This is a genomic window from Daejeonella oryzae DSM 19973 (assembly GCF_000422945.1).
Lineage (GTDB): Bacteria > Bacteroidota > Bacteroidia > Sphingobacteriales > Sphingobacteriaceae > Daejeonella > Daejeonella oryzae.
On record NZ_KE383964.1, the window covers coordinates 202,998 to 225,179 of the forward strand.

The 22,182-nt window shown below is 38.4% G+C and carries 14 protein-coding genes; 9 read left to right on the forward strand and 5 right to left on the reverse strand.

The features are described from left to right. The first annotated feature begins 1 nt into the window (after position 1). The 5 genes from G521_RS0114030 (at position 2) to G521_RS0114045 (ending at position 6,457) form a co-directional block, all read left to right on the forward strand. On the forward strand, positions 2-1,546 hold the full coding sequence (locus tag G521_RS0114030; RefSeq protein WP_026899084.1) for a phosphatase PAP2 family protein: 1,545 nt from the start codon (positions 2-4) through the stop codon (positions 1,544-1,546). 190 nt (positions 1,547-1,736) lie between these two features. Further along, positions 1,737-3,308, forward strand: coding sequence for an alpha,alpha-trehalase TreF (treF, locus tag G521_RS0114035; protein WP_026899085.1), 1,572 nt, complete (start codon positions 1,737-1,739; stop codon positions 3,306-3,308). 174 nt (positions 3,309-3,482) lie between these two features. Then, positions 3,483-4,364: a mechanosensitive ion channel family protein gene (locus tag G521_RS17360; RefSeq protein ID WP_245580874.1), complete on the forward strand. Its 882-nt coding sequence runs from the start codon at positions 3,483-3,485 to the stop codon at positions 4,362-4,364. Next, positions 4,364-4,564 carry a hypothetical protein gene (locus G521_RS18375; protein WP_245580875.1) on the forward strand — a complete coding sequence of 67 codons (201 nt, stop codon included), beginning with the start codon at positions 4,364-4,366 and terminating at the stop codon, positions 4,562-4,564. Before G521_RS17360 ends, G521_RS18375 begins: the two co-directional genes overlap by 1 nt. Before the next feature lie 111 nt (positions 4,565-4,675). Then, positions 4,676-6,457, forward strand: a complete 1,782-nt coding sequence (locus tag G521_RS0114045; RefSeq protein WP_026899086.1) for a glycoside hydrolase family 15 protein — start codon at positions 4,676-4,678, stop codon at positions 6,455-6,457. Between the two features lie 45 nt (positions 6,458-6,502). On the opposite strand, the gene G521_RS0114050 is transcribed toward G521_RS0114045, so the two are convergent. Further along, the gene (locus G521_RS0114050; RefSeq protein ID WP_026899087.1) at positions 6,503-8,689 is read right to left on the reverse strand and encodes a bifunctional alpha,alpha-trehalose-phosphate synthase (UDP-forming)/trehalose-phosphatase; all 2,187 of its coding nucleotides are present in this window, start codon (positions 8,687-8,689) and stop codon (positions 6,503-6,505) included. Positions 8,690-8,947: 258 nt separating this feature from the next. On the opposite strand from G521_RS0114050, the gene G521_RS17365 reads away from it, so the two are divergent. The 4 genes from G521_RS17365 to G521_RS0114070 all read left to right on the forward strand — a co-directional run bounded on the left by G521_RS17365 (position 8,948) and on the right by G521_RS0114070 (position 15,317). Continuing rightward, entirely contained in the window at positions 8,948-10,261 is a 1,314-nt protein-coding gene (locus G521_RS17365; protein ID WP_245580876.1) for an MFS transporter, read from the forward strand. A gap of 3 nt (positions 10,262-10,264) precedes the next feature. Next, positions 10,265-11,461: a glycoside hydrolase 100 family protein gene (locus tag G521_RS0114060; protein ID WP_026899088.1), complete on the forward strand. Its 1,197-nt coding sequence runs from the start codon at positions 10,265-10,267 to the stop codon at positions 11,459-11,461. 1 nt (position 11,462) lies between these two features. Further along, positions 11,463-12,371 carry a carbohydrate kinase family protein gene (locus G521_RS17370; protein WP_051189773.1) on the forward strand — a complete coding sequence of 303 codons (909 nt, stop codon included), beginning with the start codon at positions 11,463-11,465 and terminating at the stop codon, positions 12,369-12,371. 90 nt (positions 12,372-12,461) lie between these two features. Further along, positions 12,462-15,317, forward strand: coding sequence for an alpha-amylase family glycosyl hydrolase (locus G521_RS0114070; RefSeq protein WP_026899089.1), 2,856 nt, complete (start codon positions 12,462-12,464; stop codon positions 15,315-15,317). A gap of 52 nt (positions 15,318-15,369) precedes the next feature. Here the strand turns inward: G521_RS0114070 and G521_RS0114075 are convergent, their stop codons facing one another. From G521_RS0114075 to G521_RS0114090, 4 genes are all read right to left on the reverse strand, one after another. Further along, on the reverse strand, positions 15,370-16,224 hold the full coding sequence (locus G521_RS0114075; RefSeq protein ID WP_026899090.1) for an N-acetylglucosamine kinase: 855 nt from the start codon (positions 16,222-16,224) through the stop codon (positions 15,370-15,372). Positions 16,225-16,350: 126 nt separating this feature from the next. Next, positions 16,351-17,382 carry a SusE domain-containing protein gene (locus tag G521_RS0114080; RefSeq protein WP_026899091.1) on the reverse strand — a complete coding sequence of 344 codons (1,032 nt, stop codon included), beginning with the start codon at positions 17,380-17,382 and terminating at the stop codon, positions 16,351-16,353. A 67-nt stretch (positions 17,383-17,449) separates the two neighbouring features. Continuing rightward, on the reverse strand, positions 17,450-19,036 hold the full coding sequence (locus G521_RS0114085) for a RagB/SusD family nutrient uptake outer membrane protein (protein ID WP_026899092.1): 1,587 nt from the start codon (positions 19,034-19,036) through the stop codon (positions 17,450-17,452). 23 nt (positions 19,037-19,059) lie between these two features. Next, entirely contained in the window at positions 19,060-22,083 is a 3,024-nt protein-coding gene (locus G521_RS0114090) for a SusC/RagA family TonB-linked outer membrane protein (protein WP_026899093.1), read from the reverse strand. Between the last annotated feature and the right edge of the window lie 99 nt (positions 22,084-22,182).

Sequence of the window (22,182 nt, forward strand, 5' to 3'; positions counted from 1 at the left end):
CATGAAAAGAATTATAATTAACCTCATTTATGGTATATGCTTATTAAGTATATTATCATGCAATAAAGATATAATTGAAATCAATTCTAATTATGAAGCACTGCAGCCATCTAAATTAGATTTGGACGCAGGCAACTGGAAACCTTTTATTGTAGCCTCGTCAGCAGAATTTCCTGTACCCTCACCAGAAGCTGTTAATTCTGAGGCCTATCAGAATGAATTAAAAGATTTAAAGACACTATCTTCAAATTTAAGCGAGGAACAGAAAAGTATCATTAATTACTGGAAGGTGGGTAGTGTTTTAAGATGGAATGAAATTATGCGGGAGCTGGTAGCAAAGCATAATTTACCGCCTTATCAAAATCAGGATGGAACGTATCCGGTTCCCAGTGCTGCTAATCCATTCGCTTATCCGGAGTTTCCTTTTTCAACTCCGCCCTATGCGGCACGGGCGTATGCGTATGTAAGCATTGCTCAATATGATGCTTTAATTATGGCCTGGAAATTTAAAACTCAATTTAACCGGCCCGCGCCTTATAAAACAGATGCAAGTATAATGGTGAGTATTCCTAAAAGTGAACTCTCATCTTATCCTTCTGAGGATGCAGTGATTGCAGGAGCGTCTTTTGAACTAATGAAATTATTATTCCCGGCGGATATAGAGCTTATCTCCAAAATGGCACAGGATGAAAAAAATTACCGTTTATGGAGTGGAGCTAATGTGAAAAGTGATATCTCTGCCGGAGATTCACTGGGAAGATGGGTTGCACGGAAAGTTATACAGCGGGCAAAAACAGACGGGATGGGTGTTGCCGGCGGAAGTCCGGCTATCTGGAAACAACTGGAGGATGATTGTGTAGCGAGAGGAGAAACACCATGGCTATCTCTTGAATCGCCAAAAAGACCACCAATGCTTCCGGTTTTTGGAAATGTTAAACCTGTACTGTTCGAGGCTTCATTGGTTCCTTCCTTAAGAGCTGTTCCGCCTCCTCCAACCAACAGCGACCAAATGCGAAAAGAGCTGGATGAAGTTTTAAATTTTACTCAAAATCCTACAAAGGAACGCATGAGAATAATTAATTTTTGGGCTGATGGGGCCGGTACGTATACCCCGCCCGGGCATTGGAATGCTATAGCAACTGAAGAATTTATAAAAAATCAATATAGTGAAGTGCGCTGGGCCCGTAATTATGCTTTATTAAATGCCGCTATGATGGACGGAGCAATTGTTTGCTGGAATACCAAGAATTATTATTTTAATCCTCGTCCCTGCCAGTTAAATCCGGCTATTAAAACACTTACAGGTTTGCCCAATTTTCCGGCATATATTTCCGGTCATTCCACTTTTAGCGGTGCAGCAGCAACAATTCTGGGCTATTTATTCCCGCAGCGCAGGACTGATTTTGAGGCAATGGCTCTTGAAGCTTCTAACTCGAGAATGTATGGGGGCATTCATTATCGTGCAGATTGTGAACAGGGCTTAGTTACCGGTAAAAAAGTTGGTGACTTTGCGGTAGCCAGGGCACAGATCGATGGTGCGAATTAAATAACTGAGTATAGAACTTAATTTGAAACTTTTAAATAACTCCGTTCATGGAATCATATCTGTGATTGGAGTTATTTTTTAGTGGCTTATTGAATCTATAGTGGTATTTCTTTTGGATTTTGATCGTTATCAGTACTCAAGCTTATGAAATAATTCTGTTATCTTAACCATACTATTTAAAACTACCGTAATGCGTAAACTAACTTTATTTCTACTCTTTATATTTATTGGGTCGGAGCTCTTTTCTCAAACTGTTAAAACTCCTGATGAGATCTACGGAGAATTGTTTAGAGACGTACAGATGCAGCAGGTTTTTAGTGATGGTAAATCATTTGTAGATTGTGTTCCGCGGCGTGATCCGTCGGCAATTATGGCTGATTATCGGAAAATTAAAGCTAATCCGGCCGTAAAGTTTTCGCTGAAATTGTTTATCGACAGCAATTTTACGCTTCCGGCCAATCCGGTTAATGCTTATAAATCAGATACCTCCAAAAGTGTAAAATATCATATTGAACATTTGTGGGAATTACTGCAAAGAAAGCCTGATATTGCTATTGAGGGTAGTTCATTACTTGCTCTGCCAAACCCGTATCTGGTGCCGGGTGGCCGTTTTCGCGAAATATATTATTGGGATTCTTATTTTACAATGCTTGGATTACAGGAGAGTAAAGAAATCATGCTTATGGAAAACATGGTTAAAAACTTTGCTTACCTGATTGATACCTACGGCCATATTCCTAACGGCAACCGTTCTTATTATGTGAGCCGGTCTCAACCTCCGTTTTTTTCGTTGATGGTGGGTTTGCTTGCTGAATCAAAAGGCGACAGCATCTATCAAACTTATCTGCCTGCTTTGGAAAAGGAATACGAATATTGGATGAATGCTGATGAAGGGAAATTAAAATCAAATTCGGCCGATCGTTCTGTTGTTGAGCTGAACGGATTTACTATGAACCGCTATTGGGATGAGTTGGAGATTCCGCGTCAGGAGAGCTATCGCGAAGACAGTTTAACTGCCAGAGAATCCGGCAGAAATGTTCAGGAAATGTATCGTCATCTGCGCTCCGGTGCGGCCAGCGGTTGGGATTTTAGCAGTCGCTGGTTTGCTGATTCTAAAGAAATCAAAACTATTCAAACTGCTGACATTATTCCGGTTGATCTGGTAAGTCTGTTATATGGACTTGAACAAACGCTTTACACCACCTACTTGAAAAATGCCGACACAAAAAAAGCTGCTATTTTCAAAAGCCGTTTAAATAAGCGCATTGAATTTTTAAATACTTACTGCTGGAACAATGAAGATGGATTATATTATGATTACAATTTCAGAACTAAAAAGCAGGTAAAAATTCCAAGTTTAGCAACCACTTATCCCTTATTTTTTAAAATGGCTTCCGCCGAACAAGCGAAAAAAGTGGCCGGAAATATCAGGTCGAAATTCCTTAAATCTGGTGGACTCACTACCACGCTGAACAATACCGGTCAGCAGTGGGATGCGCCTAACGGATGGGCTCCCCTACAATGGATGACCATTCAGGGATTAGAAAATTACCGTCAGCATGATTTAGCGAAAGATATCGCAGAGCGATGGACAAGCTTGAATATTAAGGTTTTTCATCGTACCGGAAAATTAATGGAAAAATATAATGTGATGGATACTAATCTGGAAGCTGGTGGCGGAGAATATCCGTCTCAGGATGGATTTGGCTGGACGAATGGGGTTTTATTAAAGCTGATGAATAAATATAAACTGCCGGATTAATTATTTGGTTAAGCTTTCTGCCTAGAAAGATTTAATAAATAATTCATACAACTATCGGATTATTTGCAGTTGTTGTGATTACTGGTATTTATCGTAATTTTTACGATATGCCAGGTTTTGCAATCTTTTATACCTTTTATTAAACCAGTCCAGGCTTTTAAGCGTTAAAATTCTATGATAAGCCAGATTAATGAATTTGTAAATAATTTACCCGACCTTTTTTTTAACATTTTAATAGCATTCCTTGCGGTTCTTACCGGGCTGGTTCTGAAATTTTTTCTTCGCCAGATATTTAATTATTACGCCCGTATTTCAGATAATTTCCTCATTAAAATTATTATAAAAAGATTGCGCAGGCCGATGAGTTTTTTTCTGCCTTTGCTCATGCTCAATTTAGCCTTACCTCTTATGAGGATGGAGGAAAGATATTATGCTCCGGTCAGTAAATCAGTTGAAATTCTTTTTACAATTTTCTTTGCCATAGTAGTTATCCAGGTTATTGGAATTCTGGAAGATTACTTTTATCACCGTTATGATTTTCATAAGGATGATAATTTAAAAGAGCGAAAAATCAGGACTCAGCTACAGTTTGTTCGGAAAGTACTCATCTCACTGGTTGTATTAATTACTGCGGGAATTATCCTGTTAAGTTTCGAAAGCCTGCGCAAAATAGGAGCGGGTATGCTTACAGGTGTGGGTATCGGTGGAATTATAATTGGTTTGGCCGCTCAAAAATCATTGGGAAATCTTCTGGCAGGATTTCAGATTGCTTTTACACAACCCATCCGGATTGATGACGTTTTGGTAGTGGAGGGAGAATGGGGTAAAGTGGAGGATATTACTTTGACCTATGTGGTATTAAATATTTGGGATCAGCGTCGCCTGATCTTACCTATTAATTATTTTATAGAAAAACCTTTTCAAAACTGGACACGCATATCATCAGAGCTTATCGGCACTGTATTTTTATATTTGGATTATACAGCGCCTGTAGAAAAGATCAGGACAGAATTAAGTCGTTTGCTCGATTTAATCCGCTGTGGGATAAGCGGGTAATGGCCCTTCAGGTCACTGAAACAAGGGAGAATAGCATCGAAATAAGGGCTTTGGTGAGCGGAAGAAATTCATCCGAAGTATTTGATTTGCGTTGTGAGATTAGGGAAGGTCTGATTGATTTTATTCAGAAAAATCATCCGGAATGCCTGCCTAAAACCCGGGCAGAAATCGGGCCTGAACCTTCAAAAAATCTATCGTAAGATTTTGTTGGATTAATTGTTGCTGAATTGAAGGATTCAATTTAATTTTTTATCTAATCATTTAATCTGTTTAAGTACAGGTTGGATATGATTTTAAATACAATAGTAAACATGGAAAGACACATTTATCAAACAGGAATTATAGGTAACTGCGCATTTCTGGCGCATGTTCATAAAAATACAAATATAGAATGGCTATGCTGGCCGCGTTTCGATAGCTCATTTGTTTTCGGCGGACTGCTTGATCAGGATAAAGGTGGTTCGTTTACTGTTTTGCCCGAGGGAGAATATACTTCAAGTCAATTTTATCTGGAAAATACGAATGTGTTGTGTACAGATATTATTAGCTCTGAGGGTAGTTACCGGATTACCGATTTTGCTCCTCGTTTTAATCAGTATGATCGTTTTTATAAACCTTTAATGCTGATCAGGAAGATTGAAGTGCTCGAGGGTAATCCAAGAGTGCGGATTAAATGCAATCCGGTTTATAATTACGGTAAACAAAAACTAAGCCCACATCGCGGTAGCAGTCACATAGAATACCGGGGAGCAGATGAAAATATCCGGCTGACCACAAATATTCCTATAAATTATGTATTGGATGAGCAGCTAACAGTACTTAATGAACCAAAATACCTGGTTCTTACTTATGGCGTTCCTCTGGAAGCGCCTTTGGTGAGTACAGCTGAGCAGTTTTTGCGAGAAACTATATCGTACTGGCGCATCTGGATTAAGCATTCATCCATTGCTGCTTTTTTTCAACCGAATGTGATCCGGTCTGCGCTGGCACTTAAAATTCACCAGTATGAAGATACCGGTGCTATCATAGCGGCAAGTACCACCAGCCTTTCTGAATTTCCGGGAAGCGGAAGAAATTGGGATTACCGATATTGTTGGTTGCGTGATACTTTTTACGTACTTACCTCATTAAATCATATCGGCCATTTTGAAGAAATGGAACGTTATTTTAATTATGTTACTGACATTTCTGTTTCTGAAGATTTCAGGTATCAGCCATTGTACGGAATTACGGGTGAAAAAAAATTATATGAAACCACCCTCGATCATTTGGATGGGTATATGGGAAATAAGCCGGTTCGTATTGGGAATCAGGCATATGAACACATACAAAACGACATTTATGGGCAGGTTTTAATTTCGCTGCTTCCTTTATATACCGATCATCGTTTTGTTTTTTCGGAGCGTAAAGATTCTGCCAGATGGATTGGTTATTTATTGTCAAAAGTAGAACGTACCATTGATGAAAAAGACGCAGGGATTTGGGAATTCAGAAATATTGCCAATACACACTGCTACAGTAATTTATTTCAGTGGGCAGGTTGCTCTGCCGCCGAAAAAATGGCTGAAGCAATAGGCGACGAAGCCCTGATGCAAAAAGCTGCCGATCTGAAAACAAGAGCCGCCAAACATATCGAAGATTGTTATGATCCGGTTAGAAAAGTTTATACTCATGCTGTAGGAAGTCCTCATCTGGATGCCAGTACGCTGCAATTAATTATGATGAATTATCTCGATCCGCAGTCCGATCGTGCTAAAGATCATTTAATCGCTTTAGAAAAGGAACTTAAAACTCCTGCCGGATTATTTTACCGTTATCTCCATTCAGATGATTTCGGGAAACCAAAAACAACTTTTCTAATCTGTTCTTTCTGGTATGTTGAAGCACTGGCCTGCATTGGTCGTCTTGATGACGCCATTCGTGAATTTGAAAGCCTCATGCAATATTCCAATCATTTATTGCTTTTCAGCGAGGATGTGGATGAAGAAACAGGTAGTCAGTGGGGTAATTTTCCGCAGGCATACAGTCATGTCGGCTTAATGAATGCCGCTTACAGAATTGCAATTAAACTGGACCGACCTAATTTTTTGTAATTACCATAAAGCCCGGATTTAGATTTCCGGGCTTTGTTTTGATACTTATTTTGTGCTTCCTGAAAGTTTGGTAAGGAAACTTCTTACTTCTTCGGGATTACGCACATAAAACCGGGCAGTAGAAACCGTGCTTCCAACCTTTACGGTATAAGCCGCTTCCGGCAGGGATTTAAAAATATCTTCATCTGTATGATCATCGCCAACGGCAAATACAAAATCATAATCCTCAAGATATAAACGGGACAAGGCCGCTTTGCCCTTATTTACTTCTATATTTTTGATTTCAATAACCTTGTTTCCGGGTAATAATTGCAGTCCACGGTCTTTAGTAAGATAAACGAGGTTGTTAATCAGTTCGTTTGCTCTTAATTCGCCCAGTCCTTTCTGCGCCTTGCGGTAATGCCATACCAGCGAAAAGCTTTTTTCTTCAATAAATGAACCGGGTGTACGATCTACATAGGTATGGAGAATGGGCAGAATATCAGCCTTCCAAAGATCATTCAATCCGCGTATGCTTTTCCATTGCTGATTTTTTGATTTTTGCCATGCTCCGTGTTCAGATATCATATGAACATTGGTATGTCCAAACCATTCGTCTAATTTTTGGTGATCCCGGCCGCTTATTAAAACTACTTCATTCTTTTCGTCGGCTGTTAAACTTTCTATTAACTGATACAATTTCTCGTCAGGACTTGCCTGGTTGATATTGGTTTGAAAACCCACCAAAGTGCCGTCATAATCTAAAAACAGAATACGTTTCTTAGCTTCATCATATCTTATCTTAATCTTGTCAGCAACTTGCTGATCCACGTGCCTCGACTTCATAGTCATTTGCATCTGCTTCACTTCTTTCAGTTTTTCCATATAGATTTTAACCCAATGGTACACGTTAAATTTAGAAACAAGTTCACGCATTTGCGCCATTCGGTGTTTTTGCTCTGATTCGGGCATGCTTAACGCTTTAACAATCGCTCTTGTTATATCGCCGATATTGTTGGGATTTACAATAATCGCGTCAAGCAATTCTTTGGAAGCGCCCGCCATTTCACTTAAAATCAGTACGCCGTTATTTTGTACACGGCTGGCTACATATTCTTTACTTACCAGATTCATGCCGTCACGCATGGGCGTTACCAAACCGATATGGGCCATGGAGTAAAGAGCCGAAATTGTTTCTACAGCAAATGAGCGATAGAAATACAGGATAGGAGTCCAGTCCATTGTACGGTACAATGAATTTATATTTCCAACGCGTTTATCAATTTCATCCCGAAGCTTTTTGTACTGGGGAACTGTATCCCGCGAAGGAACAACAATCATATAGATTACAATTTTCCCGATATATTCCGGGTGCAGTTCCAGCAGGAGCTCAATTGCCTGAAGGCGCTGCAAAATCCCCTTGCTGTAATCCAGGCGATCGACAGAAAGTATCACCTTATAATCTTTAAAATTTTCCTTTAAAAGATCAATCTGTTCTTGTACTTCAGGAGTTTTAGTTAAACCAGCAAATTTCTGATTATCAATGCCCAATGGAAAAGCCTCTGCAACAATTTGGCGGTCATTTATGCTGATGATATTTGAATGCGAATTAACCGGAAGTATTCGGGTAGCCGCATTTAAAAAATGTTGTACATCATCATAGGTATGAAATCCCACCAAATCGGCCCCGGCCATTCCTTCTAAAAGTTCTGTACGCCAGGGAATGAGCCTGAACATTTCATAAGAAGGAAAAGGAATATGCAGGAAAAACCCGATGGTCAGGTCGGCTTGCTCTGCCCGGATCATTCCCGGCAGCAGCAGAAGCTGATAATCATGTATCCAAATGGTATCTCCGGGTTCAGCAACGCTGAGCACCGCCTCTTTAAATTTATTGTTTACCTGCTGATAAAAATCCCAGTTTGATTGCTGGTAAGTAGTGAAGATGGAGGCATAATAATGAAAAATAGGCCATAGAATTTCATTGGAAAATCCTTCATAATATTCTTTAATTTCTTCCTGGTCTAAAAAAACCGGTAATAATCTTAGGGGCTTAAGCTCATCAATAACCTCTTTTTGTTGCGCAGGATCTGTTACCTCAAGACCGGGCCAACCAATCCATAAGTTATCTCCTTCCTGATAAATTGATCCGAGACCGGTAGCTAATCCTCCTTCGCTGGGAGTGTAAGAATATTTGTCATTTTCCTGAATAATTTTAACAGGAAGCCTGTTTGAAACGATAATTGTTTTACCCATAATTTTTAATTTTTGATTGCTTGGGATAGCAGTTCAGTTCATAATAACAAAAAAATAGCAAAATTGATAGATTTAAGAGTGTTTTTTTAATTATTGGATTCTTTACAATCCATTTTTTATGGATTAAATAGCTGTAAAACACTACCGTTTCCTTCATTAATTTTTCCTAAATTTCTTTTCAGAAATGTTCTTAAGTTCTATCAATCAGTGCCTATGATTTATAAAAAGCCTACTCTAAAATTCTGGCAAATTTTAAATATGAATTTTGGATTCTTTGGGATCCAGTACAGTTTTGGACTTCAGCAAACCAATATGAGTCCCATATACTCCTATCTGGGAGCCGATGAAGCAACACTTCCTTTTTTGTGGCTGGCAGGACCCATGACAGGTTTAATTGTCCAGCCTATTATTGGCGCAATGAGTGATAGTACATTGAGTCCTTATGGCAGACGAAGACCCTATTTTCTGGTTGGAGCTATAATTTGCAGTTTATGTTTGTTTGCAATGCCTTTCAGCAGTTCCATTTGGATGGCAGCTAGCTTATTATGGATACTGGATGCAGCTAATAATATTACGATGGAGCCTTACAGAGCATTTGTAAGTGATAAGCTTCCTCCCAAACAACACTCGCTGGGATTTTTAACCCAAAGTTTCTTTACCGGACTCGGCATTACGCTGGCAAATTTTACTCCTGCAATTGTAGTCTCTTTAGGATTGATAAGTATCAATGCCCGCAGCAGTAATAACATTACTTATACTACCTACGCAGCATTTATTATTGGATCAGTGGCGTCTATTGTTGCTATTGTTTATTCTCTCATCACTACCAAAGAAAATCCTTTAACACCCCAGGAAATCGCAGAAATTAAACGTAAGCCTAAAGGTATGTTAAACGTTTTCAAAGAAATTGTCGAGGCTATTAAAGATATGCCCCCAACCATGAAACAGCTGGCAATAGTATATCTTTTTAACTGGTATGCCATGTTCTGCTATTGGCAATACATTACTCTTTGCCTGGCAAAAACTATTTTTAATACCGCCGACCATAATTCAATAGAATTTAGCAATGCTCAAATATTAACCGGAAAAGTGAACGGAACTTACAATATTGTAACATTTTGTGTTGCTTTTATCCTGGCATATTTTGCACGGAAAGTGGGTGCTAAAAGTGTTCACTTCGGAAGTTTATTATTAGCAGGTATCGGCCTGATCAGTATTCCCTTTATCAAAAACGAGTATTTTCTGCTTTTGCCGATGATTGGTTTTGGTATAGGATGGGCAAGCATGATGGGAACACCTTATGTCATGCTTGCCGGCAGTATTCCTCCACACAGAACCGGGGTTTACATGGGAATTTTAAATATGTTTATTGTACTTCCCATGCTTCTGCAAACTTTAACTTTTAGTTTTATCTACAAACACCTGTTAAACTCAAATGCAGAAAATGCCATATACTTTGCCGGTGTTTTAATTATTATCGCTGCAATTGCGGTATTATTTATTAGGCTTAAAAAGACACAGTTTGACGGGATTGATGAAGCTGTTGAAGAATATGACAGATTAAAAGATTAAACGATGACCAGTCCAGAACAAACGGAAGCTTATTTAAAGAGCATTGAGCTCCTCAAATCATCGTCAACACCTTTTGGTTTTGTTGCCAGTATTAATGAAATAAGCAATTACACCCGGGTATGGACCAGGGATGCAACAATAACCGGCTTGGCATCTTTATTATCCGGCGATAAGCAGTTGACAGAGACTTTTAAAAATGTCATTAAAACCATTTTTGATCATCAGCATCAGGTTGGATTTATGCCTTCGAATGTTGATCCGGCAAACGGAAAAGTTAGCTATGGCGGAACTGTGGGCCGTACAGACAATGTTTGCTGGGCACCCGTAGGGCTATTATCCTATACACTATTTACAGGTGATTATTCGCTAAGTACCCAGTACAGAGTTGAGGTAGACAAATGTTTTGCGTTATTAAATGCCTGGGAATATAATGGAAAAGGCTTGGTTTATGTGCCTCAAAGCGGCGATTGGGCTGACGAATACATGCAGCATGGCTACATTTTATATAACCAGTTGTTAAGAATTTGGGCGCTGGAACTGGCCGGTAAGGTTTATCACGATTCAAGATACCTGGAAAAGGCAGATGAGATCAGGTTAATTGTAGAACTTAATTATTGGAAGAATACGGAGAACACCATGAACTATGCACCCAATATGATTCATCAGTCGAAAGATATATCCGATGAGTTTTGGGTTATGGGATTTAATCCATCACGCATTTATCCGCAGTTTGATCTTCAGGCAAACAGCCTGGCTCTATTACTGAACATAGGCAATACGGAGCAAAAAGATAAGTTGCTTAATTACATCATTACATTTATTGATCGACAGCAAAATCTTCTTCCTTCGTTTTATCCTTCACTCAAAGAAGGCGATATTTTATATGAAGATTTAAGACATAATTATGCTTACGAATTCCGGAATTTTCCGGATGAATTTCATAATGGAGGATTATGGCAGGTTTGGAATGGATTTTTATCCGCAGCCTTGGTATCATCCGGTAAGGTTGATCAGGCAGAAAAAGTTCTGGAATATATAAAACAGGCTAATTTAAAGAACACAGATGCAAAGTCTTGGGGTTTTTACGAAAACTGCAATGGCTCAACATTTGAACCTATTGGCGTTCAATATTGTACCTGGAGCGCAAGCGGACAAATTATTGCCAGTGAATATATAAATGGTAAAAAGCTTATAATTTAATATGATGATTGCCGAAACCAATTTTTCATCTTCTGACTCAAGCTACGTTCTGGCTATTGGCGAATCTTTGATCGATGCTGTAAGTGGTGAATTTATCAATGATCTTTCTGAGGCGAAAAGCTTAAACCTGATTGCAGGGGGAAGCCCCGCAAATTTCTGTCGTTTTTTAGCTTCAAATAATATTCGGTCCAAACTGGTTGCAGCGGTTGGAAAAGATGGGTTGGGCAAAATTCTGTTGGAGGCAATGGAAAAGGCGGGGGTTTCTACAACGCATATTCAGCAGCTTGAAGGGCATTTCACATCAGTTATTATTGTGGCACGAACTAAAGAAACGCCTGATTTTTTGCCCTACCGGGACGCAGATAAATATCTTCAGCCTATTGAAGACAAGCTTTTGGAAGATTCTATTTTAGTTCATACAACTGCATTTGCTCTGAGTCATGAACCTGCCAGGACTGTAATTCTGGATGCTTTTCATAAGGCATATGCTCTGGGCAAACCTGTTTCTGTCGACTGGAATTATGCAGAAAAAATTTGGGGCGCTACCAATTCTTCTTCAGAGGTATTTAAAATTCTGGAGACATTTAATCCCATCCTTAAATTCAGTTTGGATGATGCCGAACGCTTTTATAATAAATCACTTGGTATTGAGGACGCAAAAAATCTATTGTCATCGGTTAATGCTTCCGTAATTTGCTTAACTTGTGGTGCCGAAGGTGTTTGGTACAAATCAGCCGGAAAAGGATGGGAACATCAGCCGGCAAAGCCCGTTGAAGTAAAAGATGCAACCGGGGCAGGTGATGCATTTTGGTCCGGATTTATATCCGCCTATCTCAATAAATTGCCTGTTTTAAATTGCGTTAATAAAGGTATTGAAACAGCAGCAAAAAGGTTAACCGGATTAATTTAAACGTTGGTACACTTAATTACTGCTTAATCCTCATTTTCAGTTTGATTGAAGTTGGGAAGTGTTATATTTACACTCACCTTCATTCTATCTATGAGAACACGCTTACTATTAATTATCCTGTTTTTAATTACATCTTTCCATCTAAAAGCTCAATTAATAACTCTCTCCCCAGATTTCCCTACCGAAACAAGTACCCTGACATTGACATTTGATGCCTCCAAAGGAAGCGGAGGATTAAATAATTTTACGGGCGATGTGTACATTCATACCGGTGTAATTACGGATAAGAGCACAAGTCCTGCAGATTGGAAATACGTTAAGCATCCCTGGGCAACTGTTTTTTCGGATATTAAAATGACACCCAAAGGAAATAATTTGTTTGAGATCATCATTACTAATCCCCGTTCTTATTATGCGGTTCCTTCAGGCGAAAAGATTTTAAAACTGGCGATGGTTTTCAGAAATGCTGATGGAACCAGAGAAGCAAAAAATTCGGATAACAGTGATATTTATGCTTCAGTTTATCCGGAAGGAGTTTTGGCCGTTAAGTTTAAGTCACCTCAACCCGAGCCAAAATTTAACCCGATTCCTGCTACAATCAGCAAAAAACTTGGTGAAAGTTTAGATGTTACTGCAGTTTCATCATCTGCTTCCAATTTAAGTTTAACCTTAAATGATATTCAGTTTGCGTCTGCAAGTTCTTCAACCACTATTAATGGCAATGTCATGATCAGCACTACAGGTAAACAGGTTATCAAAATAACCGGGAATAACGGCACTTCTGCAGTTACTGATTCGTTTTCTTTTGTTGTTAATTCTGCAGTTCAAAATGCAGAACTTCCTGCAGGGGCAAAAGATGGAGTAACTTATCTTAATAACGGTACTTCGGTTCTGTTTAATTTGCTTGCACCATTAAAAAGCAATGTTTATGTAATAGGAGATTTTAATAACTGGCAGCCAAGTCCTGAAGGTTTTATGAAAAATACACCCGATGGAAAAAGATGGTGGGTACAAATTGATAACCTCACTGCCGGAACAGAATACGCCTATCAATTTCTGGTTGATGGAAATTTACGCATTGCAGATCCTTATTGCGAAAAAATACTGGATCCCAATAATGATCAGTACATCAGTAATTATCCTGCTTTGAAAGCCTATCCAAGCGGAAAAACAACCGGAATCGTAAGTGTTTTGCAGAGCAATTCCACTCCTTATTCCTGGAATATCAACAATTTTTCAAGACCTAAAAAAACAGATCTGGTAATTTATGAATTGCACCTTCGTGATTTTTTAGCCGCTCATAATTATCAAACTCTAATCGATACATTGGGATATCTTCAGAATTTGGGAATTAATGCCATCGAGATGATGCCCGTAAATGAGTTTGAAGGAAATGAAAGCTGGGGTTATAATCCTTCTTTTTATTTTGCTCCTGATAAATATTATGGTCCCAAAAATGAATTGAAGGCTTTTATTGATGAGGCTCACAAACGCGGAATGTCTGTAATTCTGGATATGGTTTTAAATCACTCTTTCGGACAATCGCCCATGGTGGAGTTGTATTTTGATAATGCAACAGGCAAACCCTCATTAAATAGTCCCTGGTTTAATCGTGATGCCACGCATCCGTTTAATGTAGGCTATGATTTTAATCACGAAAGCGCAGAAACCAAATACTTCTCTAAAAAAGTGATGGAATTCTGGCTTAAAGAGTATAAAATTGACGGTTACCGTTTCGATCTTTCCAAGGGTTTTACACAAAAGAATAATCCAAATAATGTAGGCGCCTGGGGTAATTTTGACCAGAGCCGTATTGATATATGGAAAGATTATTATGATTTTATCACTTCTGTGGATGCCGGAGCACTGGTTATCCTGGAGCATTTTGCCGATAATTCTGAAGAAAAAGTTTTATCAGATTATGGTATGATGCTGTGGGGAAACATGAACCATAGCTATAATGAAGCTTCCATGGGATATCTCCCGGAATCTAATTTCTCGGGAGGTATTTACAGCGAAAGGGGATGGACTAAACCAAACCTGATCACCTATATGGAAAGTCATGATGAGGAGCGGTTGATGTTCAAGAATATTCAGTTTGGAAATAGCTCTGCAAATTATTCAGTGAAAGATCCGGCTACGGCTTTAAAACGCCAGGAATTGGTAGCTGCATTCTTTTTAACTCTGCCCGGCCCTAAAATGATCTGGCAATTTGGCGAAAGGGGATATGATCTGTCTATTAATTATCCTTCGGGAACGAGTAATGACCGGTTATCCAACAAGCCTCCACGCTGGGAATATATGAATGAGCCAAACAGAAAGCAGTTGTACAATGTATATTCCAAACTTATTAAACTTCGTACAGCGCATGATGCGTTTGAGAATACCAATTTTACGTATTCACTTGCCGGTGGAATAAAAACAATTCATTTAAACGATGCGGCAGTAAATATTACCATTGTAGGAAATTTTGATGTAACGCCGCAGACTTCTGTAGTTAACTTTTCTAATACCGGAAAATGGTATGATTATTTAACACAAGACAGTATAAATGTAACCAATACCGCTTTTAGTATGAGTATGCAGCCCGGCGAATACCATGTATATACATCTAAAAATTTAAATGCATCTAACGGTTTACCGGTTGTTGATTCTGAACCTGATGTTAATAAGGAGGGAGATTATTTCTTTAATTTCCCAAATCCGGTAAATGATGAAACAACAATTGCTTATAAATTACTGAAATCTTCGCAGGTAACTATCAAGCTGTATAATTTCATGGGGAAAGAAGTTCAAACATTGCTTGATTCTAAACAGCAGTCAGAAGGAGAACATCAACTTAAATGGAATTTAAATAATGGCTCAAAAATTACAACAGGAGTGTATTTTCTGAAGCTGCAGTCTGATAATCAAACCAGGATACAGAAAATAATAGTGAACAACTAAAAACACCAGACATAAAAAAACCTGCAAGCTGCAGGTTTTTTATGTTTTGAAGTTATTTCTTTTTAGTTTCTATATGGTATTTAACCAGGTCATCTATAGGTGAGCGTATAATTCGTCCCACTTTCATTCCGTAATGATGCGCCAGTTCTTCGAGCACATTTCTGAAATTGTAACCTACAGAACCTATACAGTTAAAAGTATATTCCTTGTAGTTGGGATAATGAATCACCAGATTTTCGAAAAAATCAATGAACGAATTTCTTACAATGTTTCTTGAATATTCAATATTAACAGGATTGTCGTAAACAAATTTACTAAAGCTTGCTAAAAACCGGTTTGGAAGAGGTTTGGTATACACGTTATCCAGAATTTCATCATGAGATAGTTTGTAAGTTTCAAAGAAAACATCTCTAACTTCCGGTGGCATGTATCCACGCAGGTAATCGGCAATCAATTTCTTGCCAATATAGCAGCCGCTTCCTTCATCTCCTAAAATGTAAGCTAAAGAATCAATATTCAGCGCCACATCCCTGCCATCATAAATACAGGTGTTAGTGCCTGTTCCCAGGATAGCTGCGAAACCCTTTTTATGACCCAATAAGGCTCTGGCTGCGGCTAACAGATCATGTCCTACAAATACGTCAGCTTTAGGAAAGTGCATTTCTAAAGCTTTTTTAACAATATTTGCCTTTTCCTCATTGTGTACACCGGCTCCATAATAGTCAACTTCAGTTACCTTTTCATAGGCAATATCCTGAGGCATCGTTTTTCGTAATGAATCTATTATATAATCCGTATCAGAAAAATATGGATTATAGCCTTCTGTATTGAAATAGATCTTTTGGCCTTTCTCATTGATTAAGCACCAATTTGTTTTTGTTGACCCTCCGTCTGCGATAATTATCATAGGTTTTTTTGATAAGAAATCTAAATGTAAGAAAATTACTTATTGTGCAATTAACACTTAGAGTTTTTTTATAAAAAAAATCCCGCTTCCTGGGAAGCGGGATTTAAATACAGAGTTAAATTTAGATTAAATTTTAGTCTTTTTGTATGTATTGTTCACCAGATTCAGCTCGAAAGTATACGTTCCAGCCGAAGTGATTTTGATGTTGTCTCCACCGCCTTCAAGAGAACCGTTATCTCCGTTATCTCCGAAATTATTACTCCAGTCGTTGTTAAGTCTGAATTTAAATTCACCAACCATCATTTCTGCAGTAACTGTCCAAAGCATTTTGCTATTGTCATACTTCATCACAATATCTTTACCGCCACCCCAGTCGCTTCCCACCGGAGCATTTCCAATTAATCCCCATGAAAAAGGTATGAATTCTAAAGTATTGTCATTTAAGTTAGCAACCAGTTTGTAATTTCCTGTTCCGGGAGCAGCCAGGTTTCCGCCACCTACTGAAATGGTTCCCGCTGATGCGCCCGTTCCATATTCTGGTGTTCCCCAGTCTCTTTTGGTCAGGATCTTAAATTCTGTATTTCCGGGAGTGAAATTGATAACGCCTTCATAAATTCCATTACTGGTTGCAGATATTAAACTTTCTGCAGAGGAAGGAGTCCAGCCCTGGTAAGCTCCTGGTACATAAAGAAAAGAAATTAAAGCATAAGGAGTAACTTTAATAGCAGCTGCATTTGAGAATACAGGTGCAATGTTTGCAGAAATTGAAGATTTAATACGGGCTTCGATATCAGCTGTAGCTTCGGGTGCTAAGTTCATACTTAACAACAAAGCGTTGAAATCAATTACAGTGAAGCTTTTCGTAAGAGCATTCGCATCCATATCAAATTCCTTTGCGTTAGCAAAGTTAGTTCCTTTAACCCCAAGCTGCAGGGTAGAGGTAACCGCAGCATCATATCCGTAATCGGGAGCTGTGATTGTAAAAGTAATAGCTGTATTTGCAGCATTAGCTTTGGTCAAAACTAAATTAGAGGAGGAGGCTGTAAGCACGGCTGCTTTACCGTCAGCTGCAATTACTCTTACCTCGTCTTTTTTACAAGACCAGATCAGCATGGACATAATACTGAGTAAGAAAAATTTGTTAAACAACGCTTTCATATAAAAAGGGTTAGGGTTAATTATTTAATTTAATAAAGGCGGAATGTCGAGTTCCGCCAATTGTATGTTAATAACCTGAATTTTGAATTAAGTTTGGATTGGCAGTCACATCTGCAGATGGTAATGGGAAAATGTTTTTAAACGATTCCACCGATTTACCTGCTTTAACACCACCTTTCCATGGCCATAAATATCCGGCTGTTGTAAACCTGTCGTATCTGATTAAATCAGTTCTTCTGTGTCCTTCCCAGTATAACTCACGTGCTCTCTCATCTAAAATCACATCAAGGTTAATAGAACTTACGTTTCCTGAAGTATTTCCATATGCTCTGGCTCTTAATGTATTTACATACGTTAAAGCAGTTGCCGCATTTCCTGAGCCACCTCTTAAAGTTGCTTCGGCATAGATCAGGTACATTTCAGCAAGTCTGAATAATGGAATGTCTGCATCTACGAAAGTTGCGTTAGCACCAGCAGCACCTGCTCTGTTTTTATTTTGGTATTTGGTAATAGCGTAGCCATCAGTAAAAGTAGTCAGGCTGGAAATTTCCAATGTCTGTCCGTTTGTATAAAACTGAGCTCTTTTATCTGTAGAACCATCTGCATTAGGGAAAAGATTAACCAGTGATTTTGTGGTGCGTAATCCACCCCATCCACCATCAAGGCCATAATCTGATGCGTTCATACTTCCACCTACCGAAGCATGTGCAAGGAATGTTGTTCCTCCGTATAATTGTGTTTTAGCTCCATCATAATTAATCGTCATGATAGACTCTGTATTATTAACATTGTTATCGTTCAGCATCAAGTGACGATAGTTTGGAATTAAAGAGTAACCTCCGTCAATTACTTTCTTAGAATAAGTAACGGCATCGTTATTTCTTGCTGTTCCGGTATAAACCTGAGCATTTAGATAAATTCTGGCCAATAAAGCCTGAGCTGCAAACTTGTTAACGCGACCGTAATAATCTGCGGTTTTGGTGGTCGGTAATACCGTTTCGATATCCTTTAACTCAGATTCAACGTATGCGAATAAATCTGCACGGGATATTTGTTTTGGAAGCGGACCGCCAACCAGATCATTTTCTGTTATGAAAGGAGGATTTCCGAACATATCCATCAATACCCAATATTGAAAAGCTCTTAAGAACCGTACTTCAGCACGGTATTTCCGAATTTCATCTGCTTCAGTTCCGCTGATGGATCTCTGACTTAATTTCTCATCGGTAGATTGTCTTAAAAACTCATTTACCAACGTGATCTGGTACATGCTTTTGAAATATAAACCTTTTAAAAACGGATTGTCAGAAGTCCAGTTCATGTTATGAAAATCCTGAACACCAGCATCACCCCAGGCAATTACTGCCTCGTCTGTGCTAAGTTCCTGAGCCTGCCAGTAAGTTCTGAAGAAATCACCGTTGCTTCCTTCATCTAAACCAACGATATCTGCTGACCCTGCAGGACCGCTGTTTCCGGTTAAAGCAAAGCTTCCGTAAACTTTAGCTAATGATTGTTTGTATCCTGCGGCATTACTGTAAACCACTTCTGATGTTACATCATTTAGAGGCTGCAGGTCTAAAACCTTTTCGCAGGATGTTAAGGTTATAGCAGCAATGGATAATCCTAAGGCTGCCTGATATATGTATTTTTTCATATCTGTTTATCTATGTATTAGAATTAAAAATCAAGATTTAAACCTAAAACAAATGTTCTTGGACGTGGATAGAAATTGTTGTCTATTCCGCCATTAATTTCCGGATCGATTCCTTTGTATTTGGTGATGGTAAACACATTCTGAGCATTAGCATTTAACCGAAGATTAGCGCTGTTGTTAAACACTTTTCCAACAGTATAGCCAACATTCAAATTATCCATCTTTAAGAACGAAGCATTTTGAATGTAGTAATCAGATTTGAAATATCTTGTTCCAGATCCGGAGAAGTTAGTTTCAAGAATATCGCTTGAACCGTTATTCAAAAAGTTTAACGGATTGAAAATGTTTCTGAAGGTACCTGTGCTTGAAGCTACGTTATTGTACACGTAGTTGCCAAGGCTGGCACGCATTACAAAACCTGCATTCCATTTTTTGTAGCTTACATTACTGTTAAAGCCTAAGTATACTTGTGCATCAGGTCCTTTAAAACGGTACAAATCTTTATCTGTGATTTGACCATCCAGGTTTCTATCTACATACGTATCTTCAATTGGTTTTCCTTCTGCATTATAAACCTGCTGATAAACATAGAATGCCGATCTGTTAAAACCAGTACTGTGAATTTGAATATTATTTCCGGTTCCTCCGCTAATTCCACCGTGTGTAACACCGATGTAGTTAGGATCTGCAACAGAAGTTAAATTAGTAATGGTGTTTTTGTTGTAAGTAGCGTTAAAACCAACATTCCAGCTAACATCTTTCTTTTGAATAACTTCTGTGTTGATTAAAAATTCTAAACCTTTATTCTCCATGTTTCCAACATTCGCAATAAACTCATTAATAAAGTTTGTTCCGGCAGGTTGAGTGATAACATTTAAAAGATCTTTGGTTTTTTTGAAGTAATAATCTAAGCTACCTGTAACGCGATTCTTTGCAAAACCAAAGTCAATACCTGCATTGGCAGTAGCAGTTTCTTCCCATTTTAAGTTAGGATTGTATGCTGATGGACGGTACATATTGAAAAATGTTCCTCCTAATTGATACTGAGCAGTTGCACCGCTTAATCCATAGTTACCAAGGTAAGAATAGTTGTTTATTCCATCCTGCTGACCGGTAATACCGTAACCAACTCTTAATTTTAAGTTTGATATAGTTTTAGAATCTTTAATAAAAGCCTCTTCGCTGATGTTCCAGGCTAAAGCAGCTGAAGGAAATACACCCCAGCGATTCTCAGGTGACAAACGTGATGAACCATCCGCACGTACAGTAGTGGTTAAGATATATTTACTGTTCAAAGAATAAACCATTCTTCCGTAATATGATAATAAACGATTTTGTGGTTTATCAAATGCGAAATTCGGATCTGATCCTGGTCTTTTAACACCATCAGTACTGAAATCAGCAAATGCATATTCAGTAGCATAGAAATCCTGAAAAGAAGTACCTGCCATTAAATCAATACGACTTTTAGCTGATGTTAGATCTTTTGTATAATTTAAATAGAAATCAACCAGCTTGTTGGTTTTTTCCTGAAGATATTCGTTGTTGGTTCCGCTTCTGAAAGTTCCGTCAGCATCTTTAAATCTCATGTTGTTTGAAGCAGCAGCTTCAGGAACAAAGATAGTTCCAGAGCCTTTGGATACATCATATCCAAGGTTAAGATTTGCTCTTAAATCTCTTAAGAAAGGAAGAGTATAATCAAACTGGATATTACCAATGCTTCTTTTAACATTACTATTGTCATCTCTTTGCTCTAACAACCCAAGTGGATTTTTTGGAGATAAACTTCTTAATCCATTAGTTGAAGCAGCATCAAGCCATTCATAGTACCCGCCGTAATTGGCATTTCCTGATTCAACAGGCTGAGTAGGATCAAAGCTTGCAGCGGCACCGATAGCGCCCTGATCAGCAAAACGGCTGTTGCTTAAACTTCCTTTCAGATTAACATTAACTTTTAGCAAATCATTAAAGAAACGCGGATTTACGTTTAATGACAATGAAGTTCTTTCAAGGTTTCCGGTTCTTAATACACCATCCTGGTTTAAATAACCAAGTGAAACTCTATAAGGCAGATTTTTCACCGAACCAATTAAACTTAAGTTATTATCTGTTGAAACTGCCGACTGATAGATTTCATTTTGCCAGTCTGTAGAAGACGTTCCTGCTAAGGTTTTTAATGCGGGTGTTGCCAGTGGGCTGTTGGTATTGTTAATTAAGGTTGTAAATTCCTCAGCCGATAAAATATCAACTTTATTTCCGGTATTAGCTACTGATAAGTTGGTATTGAAACTTAATTGTGGTTTACCTGTCTGACCTTTTTTAGTGGTGATAATAATTACACCATTAGATGCTCTTGAACCGTAGATTGCAGCTGCTGATGCATCCTTTAAAATATTCATTGATTCAATATCATTTGGATTGATCAGAGAAAGTGCATTTGGAGATCCGGAAATACCATTGTTGTCAATTGGAACTCCATCAATTACGATTAAAGGATCATTGCTTGCATTTAAAGAGGCTCCGCCACGAATACGGATAGTACTTCCCGCACCGGGCGCACCACCATTCGAAGTGATCTGAACACCGGCTACTTTACCCATGATTAATTGCTCAGGGGTTGTAATCTGACCTTTTACGAAATCTTTAGTGGTTAAAGTGGCTATTGAACCTGTAACATCAGCTTTTCGCTGAGTTCCGTAACCAACAATCACTACTTCATTTAAATTTTCTGAAGAAGGACTTAAAGTGAAATTTACAACCTGGTTAGTATTGCTGATAGTTACCAGTTTTTCAAAAGGTAAGTATCCGATAAATTTTACTACCAGCGTAGCCGATCCGGTTGGAACATTGTTGAAATTAAAATTTCCGCTTACATCTGTAGATGTACTGCGGTCAGTTCCTTTCAACGATACGGTAGCACCTGGTAAGGGCTGATTTGTTTCGTCCATCACACGTCCGCTTACACTTCCGGTTTGAGCTGATGCAATAATTGCTGACATCAGAAAAATACAGGAAAGCATAAGCTTCATCAAGTAATTTTTTTTCATGTAAAGTCTTGTTTAGTTAGTTTAAAATGTTTGTGGCTAATTGTGTTGAATACACTATGGTTAAAATTACGTTACTGCATCACAATTCCAAATTTTGTG